The organism is Actinoplanes sp. NPDC051494 (assembly GCF_044454705.1).
In the GTDB taxonomy this organism is placed as follows: domain Bacteria; phylum Actinomycetota; class Actinomycetes; order Mycobacteriales; family Micromonosporaceae; genus Actinoplanes.
On record NZ_JBITDZ010000003.1, the window covers coordinates 586379 to 599803 of the forward strand.

Genomic DNA, 13425 nt, shown 5'->3' on the forward strand with positions numbered 1-13425 from the left:
GGCCCGCAGACGGTGCCAGGCCTGCGGAGGGTGCCAGGCCTGCGGAGGGTGCTGGGCCCGCAGACGGTGCTGGGCCCGCAGACGGTGCTAGGCCCGCAGACGGTGCTAGGCCCGCGGACGGTGCCGAGCCCGGCAGAAGTGTCGAGGCCGGGGCCGCGGAGGGTGTCAGGTCGGCCGACGGTGCCGGGCTGGCCGACGGTGCCAGGCTGGCCGACGGTGCCAAGCCCGGCAGAAGTGTCGAGCCTGCGGCCGGCGCCGAGGCTGCCGAGGGTGTCAGACCGGCCGACGGTGCCAAGTCCGGCAGCGGTATCGGGGCCGGCGGCGGTGGCTGGTCCGGGTCCATGACCGGGGTCGGATCCGAGCCTGTCGCAGCAGCCGGATCCGAGCCCGGCCCCACCGGGATCGGAGCAAATCAACTGAGCCCGGCCGTCATGGGCGGAGCCGGCAAGACCAAGCCGGGAGGCGCCAGGCCCCGAGCCGCGCGACCGCCGGTGCAGCCGCCCGCGATCGTGGAGGCCAGAGAGGGCTGACGAACCCGCTGCCCGCGATCCTGCTGCCGGACAGGGTCGAGGTCACCGCGCCCATGTCCGGCTGACTCCGCTGCGGGAAACCTGAGGCATGCCCTCGCGGCCCGACCTCACCCTGCCCGCCGGCCTGGGCCGACGAGGTGGCCCTCGGGTCTGACCGACGAGCGGACCCATGGGCGGGGTCTACAGGTTCGGCCGCCGGGGCCGGCTCATCGGCTGGCCCACCGGCCCTGCTTGATCGAGCCGAGGGTGCGGCTGTCGGTTGAAGACGGCGTGCTTGCCCGGGCCGTCTCGCCCGGCTGGCTTGGCTTACCCGGGCCGTCTCGCGCCGGGCGGTCTTACTGGGCCGTCTTGCCGGGCGGTCTTACTGGGCCCTCCGGCCGGGCCGTCTGGCCGGGCCGTCTGGCCGGGCCGTCTGGCCGGGCGGTCTTACTGGGCCCTCCGGCCGGGCCGTCTTGCCGGGCCGTCTTGCCGGGCCGTCTTGCCGGGCCGTCTGGCCCAGGCCGTCTGGCCGGGCAAGACCGCCCGGCCGTCTCGCCCAGGCCGGCTTGGCCTGGCTTGGCTGGGCGGGTCGGGGTGGGGTTCTCGGGTGGGTGATCTTGCCTTGGTGGGATGGGTTGGCGGGTGCATTCGGTTACGGGTGGGGGACGCGGGGTGAGCTGGACTTTCTGGAATAGGGATGTTCGGTGGCATGGTTGATTTGAAGGGTGAAATGCCCGTTGGTGTGGTGAGAGCCACCCTGGGTGGTGGATCGGCAAGCGGACATCATGTCCGGCGGCCCCGGGTGGTCCGTTCGGCCTAGGATGCAGTGTCCACCCGGACCGGGTGGGCAAGCAGCGGTGCAGGAGGAGTGCGTGACCGAGTCGATGCCGGAGTTCGCTCCGGAGCCGTCGCCGGACGAGGAGAGTACGGACCTCGTGGTGGTGACCGGGGTTTCCGGTGGTGGCCGCAGTACGGTCGCCCGTGCCCTGGAGAACGTCGGCTTCTATGTCGTCGACAATCTGCCGCAGGCGTTGATGCTGGACATGGCCCAGCTCGCGTTCGCCGCGGGTGGGGCCGCCCGGCGGACCGCGATGGTGCTGGATGTCCGGAGCCGGGCGTTCTCCACCGATCTTGCCGGCGCGGTGCGGGCGTTGAAGGAGCGGGGTTTCTCGCCTCGGGTGGTGTTCGTGGACGCCGATGACGAGGTGCTGATCCGGCGCTTCGAGTCGGTGCGGCGGTCGCATCCGTTGCAGGGGGACGGGCGGCTGGCCGATGGGATCGCCGCTGAGCGCAAGCTGCTCGAGGAGGCCCGCGAGCAGGCTGACGTGATCATCGACACCAGTCATCTGAACGTGAATCAGCTGCGGCGGCGGGTGGAGGAGCTGTTCGGCGGCGAGGATGCTCGCAAGCTGCGGATCACCGTGCTGTCGTTCGGCTTCAAGTATGGCCTGCCGCCGGACGCCGATTATGTGCTGGACGCGCGTTTCCTGCCGAACCCGTTCTGGGTGCCGGAGCTGCGCGAGCACACCGGGCTGGAGGAGGGCGTCAGCAATTATGTCCTCGGCCAGGAAGGCGCCAACGATTTTGTCGGCACGTATGCGAATCTCATCGCGTCGACCGCTCCCGGGTTCGAGCGGGAGGGCAAGCGCTATCTGACCGTCGCGGTGGGGTGCACCGGGGGGAAGCACCGCAGTGTCGCGATCACCGAGGAGCTGACGTCCCGGTTGCGGGACATCCGGTTGTCCGCGCATGCCTCGCACCGGGATCTGGGGCGCGAATGAGCCGTCCGCTGAAGGTGGTCGCTTTCGGTGGGGGGCACGGGCTGGCGGTGTCGCTCAACGCGCTGCGCCGGTCCGCCTCACCGGGCCGGCTCGACATCACCGCGGTCGTCACGGTGGGGGACAACGGTGGGTCGAGCGGCCGGCTGCGGGCCGAGCGTGATGCCCAGCTGCCGCCGGGTGATCTGCGGATGGCGCTGGCCGCGCTGGCCGGTGCCGGGTCCGATCATCAGATGACCGTGAAGCTGCTGCAGCACCGTTTTGCCCCGATCGGCAACCCGGACCGCCGGGCCGGCGAGCGGCGGGTCAGCGGTGCCCATGATCCGCTGGCCGGGCACGCGGTCGGCAATCTGCTGCTGCTCGGGCTGATGGAGCTGACCGGTGACCCGGTCGAGGCGTTGCGGCATGCCGGGGCGATGGTCGGGGCGCAGGGCCAGGTCCTGCCGATGGCCTGTCACGCGGTCGGGATCGAGGCCGATGTGCGTGGCGGGGATCCGTCCCGTCCGGATGATGTGGTCACCGTGCGGGGGCAGCACGCGGTCGCGGTCACGACCGGGCACGTGGAGGCCGTACGCATCGTGCCTGAATCGCCGCCGGCGTGCCCTGACGCGCTGGAGGCGATCGCCGGGGCCGACTGGTTGATCTTCGGTCCGGGCAGTTGGTACACCAGTGTGCTGCCGCATCTGCTGGTGCCGGAGCTGGCCGCCGCTATCGTGGCGAGCCCGGCGCGGCGGCTGGTGACGCTCAATCTGGCGGCCGACAACGAGACCGCCGGGCTGTCGGTGGCCGATCATCTGGCCGCCCTGCACTGGTATCTGCCGCAGCTCCGGGTCGATACCGTGCTCGCCGACGTGAAATGGGTCGGGGAGCCGGATCCGGTGCACCGCGCGGCCGAGGCGCTGGGTGCGAAATTGGTGCTGGCCCCGCTGGCGGTGGCCGACGGCAGTCCCAGGCATGATCCTGAGTCGTTGGGCACAGCACTGGTGCCGGTCCTCGGTGTCGATCGTTAAAGCAACTGGCGTACCGCGAAACAAGCATGAGGTGACTTCGAGATGGCGATGACGGCAGCGGTGAAGGACGAGCTGAGCCGGGTCGACGTGCCCAAGCCGTGCTGCCGCCGTGCGGAGATGGCCGCCCTCCTGCGGTTCGCGGGCGGGCTGCACATCGTCTCCGGCCGGGTGGTCGTCGAGGCCGAGCTGGACACCGGGGCGGTCGCGCGGCGGCTGCGGCGGGAGATCGCCGAGGTGTACGGGTACCAGAGCGAGGTGCACGTGCTGGCCTCCGGTGGCCTGCGCAAGGGCAGCCACTACATCGTGCGGATCGTGAAGGACGGCGAGGCGCTCGCGCGGCAGACCGGCCTGCTCGACGTGCGGGGCCGTCCGGTCCGGGGGCTGCCCCCGCACGTGGTGTCGGCGAACGTCTGCTGCGCGGTCGCCGCGTGGCGGGGTGCGTTCATGGCGCACGGCTCGCTCACCGAGCCGGGCCGGTCCAGCGCCCTGGAGATCACCTGTCCGGGTCCGGAGGCCGCGCTCGCCCTGCGTGGCGCCGCGCGCCGGATCGGGATCACCGCCAAGGAGCGCGAGGTGCGCGGCGTCGACCGGGTCGTGATCAAGGACGGGGACGCGATCGCCGCGCTGCTCACCCGCATAGGAGCGCATTCCAGCGTGCTCGCCTGGGAGGAGCGCCGGGTACGCCGTGAGGTGCGCGCCACCGCGAACAGGCTCGCCAACTTCGACGACGCCAACCTGCGCCGTTCCGCCCGGGCCGCAGTCGCCGCCGCCGCTCGGGTGACCCGGGCGCTGGAGATCCTCGCCGAGGAGGCCCCGAACCACCTGACGTCGGCCGGCCGGCTGCGTCTGGAGCACCGCCAGGCGAGCCTGGAGGAGCTGGGCGCGCTGGCCGACCCGCCGCTGACCAAGGACGCGATCGCGGGCCGGATCCGCCGGTTGCTCGCCCTGGCCGACAAGCGGGCCCGTGACCTGGGCATTCCTGACACCGAGGCGGCCGTCACCCCGGAGATGATGGCCTGCTGACCAGGTCGCGCAGCTCGGCCACGAGCCCGTCCAGCCAGCCGGCGGACCCGGGGATCGCGGCCAGGCCCTCGTCGACCAGCCAGCGCAGGGTGAGCACGGTCCAGCACATCCCGCCGGTGGTCAGCTCGTCGGCGACCTCCGCGGGGCCGGTGCCGGTCTCACGGGCGTAGACCTCGGCCAGCCCGGGCTCCCCGGTCTCCCGGATCAGGCAGTACAGATCGCCCAGGTGGGAGTGCAGGTAGGCGAGCGGCCAGTCGACGGCGACCAGCCGGCCGCCGGGGGTGTGGACGAGGTTCTTCGGGTGGAAGTCGCCGTGCACGATCGTGTCCGGTCGTGCCGCCGCCCGCTCCAGCCGCTCGATCAGCTCCCGGGCCGGTTCGTCCAGCGCACCGGCGAGATCCGGGCGCACGGCCGCCAGCCCGGCACCCGCCCGCCGCGCGATGCCGGCGAAATCGGCGGTCGATCGGCGCAGGCCGGCCCCGATCGACGGGTCGGCGGCCAGGGCATTCGTCGCGGTGGCGCGCATCCGCACCAGCGTGCGGACGGCCTCGCGGTAGCCGCCGGGGCTGGGCCGCTGCTCCAGGTTGTCGCGCCCGGCGTCCTCGAGCACGAGCGGATCGACGCCGAGCAGCCGCGGCGCGTCGAGGCCCAGGGGCACGATCAAGCGCTGATAGCGGTCGGCCTCGGCGGCCATCTCACCGCTGCCGCGTTTGACGATCACGGACCGTACGGGTGCCCCGGCGAGCTCGACCCGCCACACCTCGGACAGCCCCCACTTGCGGAGCAGCTCCGCCGCGACAACCCTGCCTCCATGCGCTTGTTGATGCTCGGCGGCACGAAGTACATCGGCCGGTACGTCGTCGAGGACGCGCTCGCTGCGGGACATGACGTCACTGTGTTCCACCGGGGGCGTACCGGCAAAGACCTTTTCCCCGAGGTGCCCCGCCTCGTGGGTGACCGGGACGGTGACCTGTCCGCGCTGACCACCGGGACCTGGGACGCGGTCCTCGACTTCAGCGGGTTCGAGCCCGGCGAGGTCACGGCGACCGCCGAACTGCTCGCCCCGCGCGCCGGTCACTACGTCTTCATGTCGTCGATCGCGGTCTACCCGCCGTCGTCACAGGCGGGCCGCACCGAGGACGCGGAGACCATCACGTCGCCCGCGGACGCGTACGGTCCGCTCAAGGCCGCCTGTGAACGCGCGGCCGAGGCCGCGATGCCGGGCCGGAGCACCGCGATCCGCGCGGGCCTGGTGATCGGGCCCGGCGACCCGTTCGGCGCGTTCTGCGCCTGGGCGATCGCGATGGCCGGCGCCGGCGAGGTCCCGTGCGCGGCCCGCCCCGAGCAGCCGTTGCAGACCACGGACGTGCGTGACCTGGCCGCCTTCATGGTGCGGGCCGCGACCGGGCCGCTGCCCGGGATCTTCAACGTCGTGTCCCCGCCGACCACGTTCGCGGAGCTGCTGGAGACGTGCCGGCGGGTGGGCGGCGGGACGGCCACGGTCCGCTGGAACGAGACGGAGAACGTCGACGGGTTCGTCGTGCAGCCCCGCGACGGCAGCGACGACGGCGTGTTCCAGCTCTCCGATTCCCGGGCGCGGGCGGCGGGCTACCGGCCCCGGCCGTTCGCCGGGACCGCCGCCGACGTGATCGGGTGGATCCGCCGGGCCCGCCCCACGTTCACCAGCCCGCACTGAGGTCAGGACGGCGTGGGTGACCGGTTGAGCAGCACCCGGCCGAGGAGCAGGGTGCCGAGGCCGGCGACGACGACGCTGAGCAGCCCCACGCGCAGGCCGGCGTGGTCGGCGACGAGGCCGACCAGCGGGGGTGAGGCCAGGAAACCGATCCGCAGCACCCAGCTGACCACCGTGAGACCCAGGCCCGGTGGCAGGCCGGGCAGTTCGTCGGCGGTGTGCATCGCGGCCGGGACCAGGGTCGCCGTGCCGAGGCCGGCCAGCGCGAAGCCGATCAGGGCCGAGCCCACCGACGGGAACGCGAGTGCGCCTGCCATGCCCGCCGCGGCCAGCGCACCCCCGAGCCGTGTCGCCGTGCGCTGGCCGAAGCGGTCCACCGCCCGGTCGCCGACGAGGCGACCGGCCGTCATCGCGACCTGGAGGGCCACGAACGCGAGACCTGCCGTCGCCGCGGTCGCGCCGAGGTCGCCGGTCAGGAACAGGGCACCCCAGGACGCTCCCGCGTCCTCCACCAGGGCGCCGAACAGTGCGAGGCACCCGAGCGCGGCCAGCATCCAGACCGTTCTTCTCCCCAGCGACGCCGTGGGCCGGGGTGCTTGCGACCGTTCCGCGTCGTCGGGGCCGGGCAACAGGTAGCGGTACGCGACCACGGCCACCACGCTGAACACGCCGCCCGCCACCACGAGGTGGAGCAGCAGCGGAACGCCCAGCCCGGCCGCCGCGGAGCCCATGAGGCCGCCCAGGACCGCGCCGATGCTCCACACGCCGTGGAACGAGTTGACGATCGAGCGCCCGTAGATCCGCTGGACCCGCAGGCCGTGGGCGTTCTGGGCGACGTCCACGACCGCATCGGCCGCGCCCGAGGCGAACAGCACCAGAGCCAGCAGCCACCAGCTGGGTACGACCGCGACCAGGGCGAACGCGGCGGCGACCAGCGGGATGCCGAACGCGGCGGCCCGGGCCGAGCCGAGCAGCCGCAGCGCCACGGACGCGAACAGGCCGCCGGTCAGCGCGCCCAGCGGACCGGCCGCCAGCGCCGTGCCGAGCAGGGCGTTGCTGAGCTCCAGGTGCTCCTTGATCTCGGGGTACCGGGGGACGACGTTGGCGAACAACGCGCCGTTGGTCAGGAAGACGACGGCGACGGCCGCCCGGGCCCGCCGGACCCCGGGCGGCACCGCGACAGTGGTCATGAGAAGCGCTGCACCGCTTCGGTCACCTGGGTCTCGCTCACCGGGAAGCCGGGGAAGCGGGAGAGCCGCACCAGCGGGATGGCCCGCATCATCTGGCCGTTCTTCGGGTCGAACAGCATGTCGTGGAACGCGCCGGTGAGGCTGGTGCGCAGCCACTCGCCGGCCGCCGGGTGCGCCAGCCACGCGTCGGCGGTCGACTCGACGGTCAGCGGTGTCACGACGTCGTCACCCTCGAGCGTGATCGTCGTGTCCATGCGGATGTCGCGGGAGGAGGAGCCGACCCGGATGCCGAACTCACCGCCCTCGACGGTCCAGTTCCGCAGTGCCGGGTGCCAGAACGCGAACGCGCGCCGGTCGAGCTCGACGGTGACCCGCTTGCTCTCGCCGGGCTCGAGCGTGACCTGGGCGAACCCGCGCAGCTCCTGCTCGGGGCGGTAGACGCTGGCCTGCGGGTCGCTCACGTAGACCTGCACGGTCTCCGTCCCGGCGCGGGCTCCGCTGTTGGTCACCGTGAGGGAGACCTGGGCGGTGTCGGTCCCGGTCGTGACATCGAGATCCCCGTACGAGAACGTGGTGTACGAGAGCCCGTGGCCGAACGGGTACGCGACGTCGAGCTGGTGGGCGTCGTACCAGCGGTAGCCGATGAGCAGGCCCTCGCCGTACCGGACGTGGCCGTGCTCGCCGGGGAACGCGCCGACCGTGGGGTTGTCCGCGTAGCGCACCGGGACCGTCTCGGCGAGCTTGCCGGCCGGGTTGACGACGCCGAGCAGCAGGTCCGCGGTGGCCGCGCCGCCGGCCTGACCGAGCAGCCAGCCCTCGAGGATCGCCTTGGCCCGGTGCTGCCACGGCGCGACGGTGACGACCGAGCCGTTGGACAGCACCACGGCCACGTTGTCGTTGACGTCGGCCACGGCGTTCAGCAGGTCGATCTGATGCTGCGGCAGGTCCATGTGGGCGCGGTCGTAGCCCTCCGACTCGTACGACGGGGGCAGGCCCAGGAACAGCACGGCGACCTCGGCGTCACGGGCGGCGGCGACGGCGGCCTCGACCAGCGCCGGGTCGGCCTGTTCGGACTCGATGACGAAGCCGGGGGCGAAGACGACGTCGGTGGCGGCCCGGAGCGCGTCCAGCGCGGTGTCGACCCGGGTCGGGTTGACCTGCGACGAGCCGGCGCCCTGGAACCGCGGGGAGCGGGCGAACTCGCCGATCACCGCGATCGGGCCGCCGCCGGTGGCCAGGGGGAGCAGGCCGCCGTCGTTCTTGAGCAGCACGGCGCTGGCGGCGGCGGCCTCCCGGGCGAGCACGTGGTGCGCGTCGACGTCGAAGCCCTGACCGGGGGCGAGCGCGGGGATCGCCTTGTTCACCAGGTCGAGCACCCGGGTGACGGCCAGGTCGACGTCCTTCTCGCTGAGGGTGCCGGCGGCCACCGCGTCGAGGATGACCGTGGTCCCGCCGCCCCCGGAGGACGGCATCTCCAGGTCGAGGCCGGCGTGCACCCCGGCGTCCCGCTCGTTGACCGCGCCCCAGTCGGAGACGACCAGGCCCTGGTATCCCCACTCGTCGCGGAGCACGTCGGTGAGCAGCCAGCGGTCCTCGCTCGCGTACACGCCGTTGATCCGGTTGTAGGAGCACATGACGGTCCACGGCTGGGCGCCGGTGACGACCCGCTCGAACGCCGGCAGGTAGATCTCGCGCAGCGTGCGCTCGTCGACGTCGGCGGAGACCGTCATCCGGTCGGTCTCCTGGTTGTTGGCGGCGAAGTGCTTCAGCGACGTGCCGACGCCCTCGCTCTGGATGCCGTTGACCAGCGCGGTGCCGAGTTCGCCGGCGAGGTTCGGATCCTCGGAGAAGTATTCGAAGTTGCGCCCGCACAGCGGCGAGCGCTTCATGTTGATGCCGGGGCCGAGCAGCACCGCGACCTCCTCGGCGCGGCACTCGCGGCCGAGCGCGGCGCCGATGCGCGTCAGCAGATCGGGGTTCCAGGTGGAGGCGAGACCGGCGGCGGGCGGGAAGCAGGTGGCCGGGACACTGTCGTGCAGCCCGACGTGGTCGGCCTCGCCGGCCTGCTTGCGCAGCCCGTGCGGGCCGTCGGTGACCATCACCGCCGGGATCCCCAGGCGCTCGACGCCCTGGGTGTGCCAGAAGTCGGAGCCGTCGAGCAGCCCGGCCTTCTCCTCCAGGGTCAGGGCGCTGACCAGGGTCGGGACATCTAGCGCGGCTGCTCGTTCTTCGCTCATAACCTGACTGTAACAATGAAAACCTCCGCGTGGAAGTTTTTGGGTGCCTACGATGGGGCGATGACCGAAGAGGCGCTCACCGTCCGGCGCGGTTCCTACGAAAAGGGCGTCCGGCGGCGGCGGGAGATCCTCGACCGGGCCATCGAGGTGTTCGCCGAGCGCGGCGCCCAGGGCACGTCGCTGCGGGCGATCGGGGAGGCCATCGGGGTCTCGCACGCGGCGCTCAAGCACTACTTCGACTCCCGCGAGGAGTTGCTGATCGAGGTCTACCGGGCCGCCGAGGAGCGGCTGACCGCCGGTGACCCGCCGATCGGGGAGACCTCCGTGGTGGGCGTGATGACCCAGGCGGCGCGGCGCAACCACGGGGTGCCGGGGCTCGTGCAGCTCTACTCGACGCTGGTGGCCAGCGCGCTGGAGAACGGCCACGACGCGGCGCGCACCTTCTTCTCCGCGCGCTTCTCGGGGCTGCGGGAGGTGCTCGCCGAGCGGGTGCGCGACGAGCAGCGGGCCGGGCGGATCCGGGCCGACCTGTCCCCGGAGGCCGTGGCCGCGCTGATCATCGGCGCCTCGGACGGGCTCCAGACACAGTGGCTGCTGGATCCGGCGGTGGACATCGAGGAGTCGTTGGCACTGCTCGAATCGTTGCTGGAGCAGCCCTCGCCGTCAGTCCCGCTTCAGCCCGGAAGGGGCCAACGGCCCTGATCGCTACGGCCCGCCCACCAGGGGACGGGGCCGGGATTTCTGCGCCTGTGAAACCGTATGCGCGTACCGGAAAATGAATTCAGGAATGCGACCCTGAGGTAACGATAAGGTCGCGCCCCGCAGTAAGCGGTCGGAGGCTGCTCGGTTAGGGTCTTGGTTGACGGCGACGCTGCCGGGCTAGGACGGCCGACGCGCGAACCAGGTCGGCCCGAAGACCTCCGCCGGTCGCTTCCGGCGGACCGAAATGAGGAGATCCACCTGTGACCATCCGGGTTGGCATCAACGGCTTCGGCCGCATCGGCCGCAACTTCTTCCGCGCTGTGCAGGCGTCCGGCGCCGACATCGAGATCGTCGGCGTCAACGACCTGACCGACAACGCGACCCTTGCCCACCTGCTGAAGTACGACAGCATCCTGGGCCGTCTGCCCTACGAGGTGAAGGCCACCGCCGACGAGATCACCGTCGCGGGCAAGACCTTCAAGGCGTTCGCCGAGCGCGACCCGGCCAACCTGCACTGGGGCGACCTGGGCGCCGACGTCGTCATCGAGTCGACCGGCTTCTTCACCGACGCCGTCAAGGCGAAGGCGCACGTCGACAACGGCGCGAAGAAGGTCATCATCTCGGCGCCGGCCAAGAACGAGGACATCACGATCGTGATGGGCGTCAACGACGACAAGTACGACGCGTCGAAGCACACCATCATCTCCAACGCGTCCTGCACCACGAACTGCCTGGCGCCGATGGCGAAGGTCCTGAACGACACGATCGGCATCGAGCGTGGCCTCATGACCACGATCCACGCCTACACCCAGGACCAGAACCTGCAGGACGGCCCGCACAAGGACCTGCGCCGCGCCCGCGCCGCCGCCCTCAACGTGGTGCCGACCTCGACCGGTGCCGCCAAGGCCGTCAGCCTGGTGCTGCCGGAGCTCAAGGGCCGCCTCGACGGCTTCGCGATGCGCGTGCCGATCCCGACCGGCTCGGCCACCGACCTGACGTTCCAGGCCAAGAAGGAGACCTCGGTCGACGAGGTCAACGCCGCCATCAAGGCCGCGGCCGAGGGCCCGCTCAAGGGCATCCTGGTCTACACCGAGGACGAGATCGTCTCCTCGGACATCGTCACCGACCCGGCGTCCTGCATCTTCGACGCCGGCCTGACCAAGGTCATCGGCAACCAGGTCAAGGTCGTCGGCTGGTACGACAACGAGTGGGGCTACTCGAACCGCCTCGTCGACCTGGTCAAGCTGGTCGGCTGAGCTGACGTGAAGACTCTCGACGACCTGCTCGGCGAGGGTGTCTCGGGTCGGCGCGTGCTCGTGCGCGCCGACCTGAACGTCCCGTTCGACAAGAGCGACCCCACTGTCATCAGCGACGACGGCCGCATCCGGGCGGTGCTGCCGACCCTCGTCGCCCTGCGCGACGCGGGCGCCAAGGTGATCGTCATGTCCCACCTCGGCCGTCCCAAGGGCGCGCCGGACCCCGCTTTCACGCTCGCCCCGGTCGCCTCGCGGCTCGGCGAGCTGCTCGGTGCGCCCGTTGTCTTCGCCTCGGACACCGTGGGTTCCTCGGCGACCGAGGCCGCGGCCGCGCTGCTCGGCGGCCAGGTGCTGCTGCTGGAGAACCTGCGCTTCAACGCCGGTGAGACGGCCAAGGACGACGCCTCGCGGGGTGCGTTCGCGGACGAGCTCGCCGCGCTGGCCGACGTCTACGTCGACGACGCGTTCGGTGCCGTGCACCGCAAGCACGCCTCGGTGTACGACGTACCGGCCCGGCTCCCGCACTACGCGGGCGGCCTGGTCGTGCGCGAGGTCGAGGTGCTGCGCAAGGTCACCGAGACGCCCGAGAAGCCGTACGTGGTCGTGCTCGGTGGCTCGAAGGTCTCCGACAAGCTCGCCGTCATCAAGGCGCTGCTGCCGAAGGTCGACAAGCTGCTCGTCGGCGGCGGCATGTGTTTCACGTTCCTCAAGGCCCAGGGCCACGAGGTCGGGAAGTCGCTGCTCGAGGCCGAGATGATCGAGACCTGCGCCGCGCTCCTGGCGGAAGCCGATGGGCGCATCGTCCTGCCGGTCGACGTGGTGGCGGCTACGGCGTTCTCGGCCGACGCGGACCACGAGATCGTCGGCGTGGCGGACATCCCGGCCGAACAGCTCGGTCTCGACATCGGCCCGAGGTCGGTGGCGCTGTTCAACGAGGCGATCGCGTCGGCGAGGACGGTGTTCTGGAACGGCCCGATGGGCGTGTTCGAGCTCGCACCGTTCGCCGCCGGCACCCGCGGCGTGGCCGAGGCGATCACCAAGATCGACGGCTTCTCCGTGGTGGGCGGTGGCGATTCCGCCGCGGCCGTGCGCACGCTCGGCATCGACGAGTCCGGCTTCGGGCACATCTCGACCGGTGGCGGCGCCTCCCTGGAATACCTCGAGGGCAAGACCCTGCCGGGTCTGGCCGCGCTGGAGAGCTGATCCATGACCGGGGCGACTCCCCGCACCCCGATCATGGCCGGCAACTGGAAGATGAACCTCGATCACCGTGAGGCGAATCTCCTGGTCCAGAAACTCGCTGCCAGCCTCACCCCGAAACAACTGACCGACGTCGAGACGGTGGTCCTGCCGCCGTTCACCGACCTGCGCACCGTGCAGACCGCGATCGACGGCGACAAGCTGCTGATCAAGTACGGCGCGCAGGACCTGTCACCGCACAAGAGCGGCGCCTACACCGGCGACGTCTCCGGTGTGATGCTGGCCAAGCTCGGCTGCTCGTACGTCACCGTCGGGCACTCCGAGCGCCGCCAGCACCACCACGAGGACGACACGGTGGTCAACGCCAAGGCGAAAGCGGCCCTGGCGAACGGCATCACACCGATCGTCTGCGTGGGCGAGGGCCCGGACGTGCGCGAGGCCGGCGAGCAGGTGGCGCACTGCGTCGCCCAGCTCACCGGTGCGCTCGCCGGGTTCAAGGCCGAGCAGGTGAGCAAGATCGTCGTCGCCTACGAACCGATCTGGGCGATCGGCACCGGTAAGACCGCGACCCCCGAGGACGCCCAGGAGGTGTGTGCCGCCCTGCGGGCCGCGCTCGCCGAGAAGTACGGCGCCGAGGTGGCCGAGGTCGTCCGGATCCAGTACGGCGGCTCCGTGAAGGCGGGCAACATCGCCGCGATCATGGCCAAGCCGGACGTGGACGGCGCCCTCGTCGGGGGTGCCAGCCTGGTCGCGGACGAGTTCGTATCGATCGTCCGGTTCCGCGAGCACGTCCAGCGTTAGAGGTATCGTGAGAAACCGGCTGCCCC

Annotated in this window: 11 protein-coding genes; 8 read left to right on the plus strand and 3 right to left on the minus strand. The window is 71.6% G+C overall.

The window, feature by feature from the left end; all coding sequences use genetic code 11:
- Positions 1–1393: 1393 nt before the first annotated feature.
- From rapZ to whiA, 3 genes are read left to right on the plus strand one after another with little or no spacing between them, the layout of a single operon-like run.
- Complete coding sequence (rapZ, locus tag ACIA6A_RS15190; protein WP_396098551.1) at positions 1394–2290, plus strand: RNase adapter RapZ; 897 nt, start codon at positions 1394–1396, stop codon at positions 2288–2290.
- A complete protein-coding gene (yvcK, locus tag ACIA6A_RS15195) occupies positions 2287–3297 on the plus strand; it encodes a uridine diphosphate-N-acetylglucosamine-binding protein YvcK (protein ID WP_396098207.1) in 1011 nt (336 codons plus the stop codon). Before rapZ ends, yvcK begins: the two co-directional genes overlap by 4 nt.
- A gap of 42 nt (positions 3298–3339) precedes the next feature.
- On the plus strand, positions 3340–4320 hold the full coding sequence (gene whiA / locus ACIA6A_RS15200) for a DNA-binding protein WhiA (protein ID WP_396098208.1): 981 nt from the start codon (positions 3340–3342) through the stop codon (positions 4318–4320).
- On the opposite strand, the gene ACIA6A_RS15205 is transcribed toward whiA, so the two are convergent.
- A complete protein-coding gene (locus tag ACIA6A_RS15205) occupies positions 4295–5206 on the minus strand; it encodes a phosphotransferase (RefSeq protein WP_396098209.1) in 912 nt (303 codons plus the stop codon). The genes whiA and ACIA6A_RS15205 overlap by 26 nt on opposite strands.
- Between ACIA6A_RS15205 and ACIA6A_RS15210 the strand changes: the two genes are divergently transcribed.
- The gene (locus ACIA6A_RS15210) at positions 5132–6016 is read left to right on the plus strand and encodes an NAD-dependent epimerase/dehydratase family protein (RefSeq protein WP_396098210.1); all 885 of its coding nucleotides are present in this window, start codon (positions 5132–5134) and stop codon (positions 6014–6016) included. The genes ACIA6A_RS15205 and ACIA6A_RS15210 overlap by 75 nt on opposite strands.
- Positions 6017–6018: 2 nt before the next feature.
- Here ACIA6A_RS15210 and ACIA6A_RS15215 read toward each other — a convergent pair whose 3' ends face one another.
- On the minus strand, positions 6019–7203 hold the full coding sequence (locus ACIA6A_RS15215) for an MFS transporter (protein WP_396098211.1): 1185 nt from the start codon (positions 7201–7203) through the stop codon (positions 6019–6021).
- On the minus strand, positions 7200–9440 hold the full coding sequence (locus ACIA6A_RS15220; RefSeq protein ID WP_396098212.1) for a glycoside hydrolase family 3 C-terminal domain-containing protein: 2241 nt from the start codon (positions 9438–9440) through the stop codon (positions 7200–7202). The genes ACIA6A_RS15215 and ACIA6A_RS15220 overlap by 4 nt, the downstream gene beginning before the upstream one ends.
- 60 nt (positions 9441–9500) lie before the next feature.
- Here ACIA6A_RS15220 and ACIA6A_RS15225 point away from each other — a divergent pair, with 60 nt between their 5' ends.
- From ACIA6A_RS15225 to tpiA, 4 genes are all read left to right on the plus strand, one after another.
- Positions 9501–10142 (plus strand): TetR/AcrR family transcriptional regulator, encoded by a 642-nt coding sequence (locus ACIA6A_RS15225; RefSeq protein WP_396098213.1) that lies wholly within the window; start codon positions 9501–9503, stop codon positions 10140–10142.
- Between the two features lie 260 nt (positions 10143–10402).
- On the plus strand, positions 10403–11398 hold the full coding sequence (gene gap, locus ACIA6A_RS15230) for a type I glyceraldehyde-3-phosphate dehydrogenase (protein WP_396098214.1): 996 nt from the start codon (positions 10403–10405) through the stop codon (positions 11396–11398).
- Between the two features lie 6 nt (positions 11399–11404).
- Positions 11405–12601 (plus strand): phosphoglycerate kinase, encoded by a 1197-nt coding sequence (locus ACIA6A_RS15235; protein ID WP_396098215.1) that lies wholly within the window; start codon positions 11405–11407, stop codon positions 12599–12601.
- A 3-nt stretch (positions 12602–12604) separates the two neighbouring features.
- Positions 12605–13399, plus strand: coding sequence for a triose-phosphate isomerase (gene tpiA, locus ACIA6A_RS15240; RefSeq protein ID WP_396098216.1), 795 nt, complete (start codon positions 12605–12607; stop codon positions 13397–13399).
- Positions 13400–13425: the final 26 nt, after the last annotated feature.

Coding starts and splice junctions, on each gene's coding strand:
- rapZ (WP_396098551.1), top strand. CDS start 1,394: ATGCCGGAGTTCGCTCCGGAGCCGTCGCCGGACGAGGAGAGTACGGAC.
- yvcK (WP_396098207.1), top strand. CDS start 2,287: ATGAGCCGTCCGCTGAAGGTGGTCGCTTTCGGTGGGGGGCACGGGCTG.
- whiA (WP_396098208.1), top strand. CDS start 3,340: ATGGCGATGACGGCAGCGGTGAAGGACGAGCTGAGCCGGGTCGACGTG.
- ACIA6A_RS15210 (WP_396098210.1), top strand. CDS start 5,132: ATGCGCTTGTTGATGCTCGGCGGCACGAAGTACATCGGCCGGTACGTC.
- ACIA6A_RS15205 (WP_396098209.1), bottom strand. CDS start 5,206: ATGTCCCGCAGCGAGCGCGTCCTCGACGACGTACCGGCCGATGTACTT.
- ACIA6A_RS15215 (WP_396098211.1), bottom strand. CDS start 7,203: ATGACCACTGTCGCGGTGCCGCCCGGGGTCCGGCGGGCCCGGGCGGCC.
- ACIA6A_RS15220 (WP_396098212.1), bottom strand. CDS start 9,440: ATGAGCGAAGAACGAGCAGCCGCGCTAGATGTCCCGACCCTGGTCAGC.
- ACIA6A_RS15225 (WP_396098213.1), top strand. CDS start 9,501: ATGACCGAAGAGGCGCTCACCGTCCGGCGCGGTTCCTACGAAAAGGGC.
- tpiA (WP_396098216.1), top strand. CDS start 12,605: ATGACCGGGGCGACTCCCCGCACCCCGATCATGGCCGGCAACTGGAAG.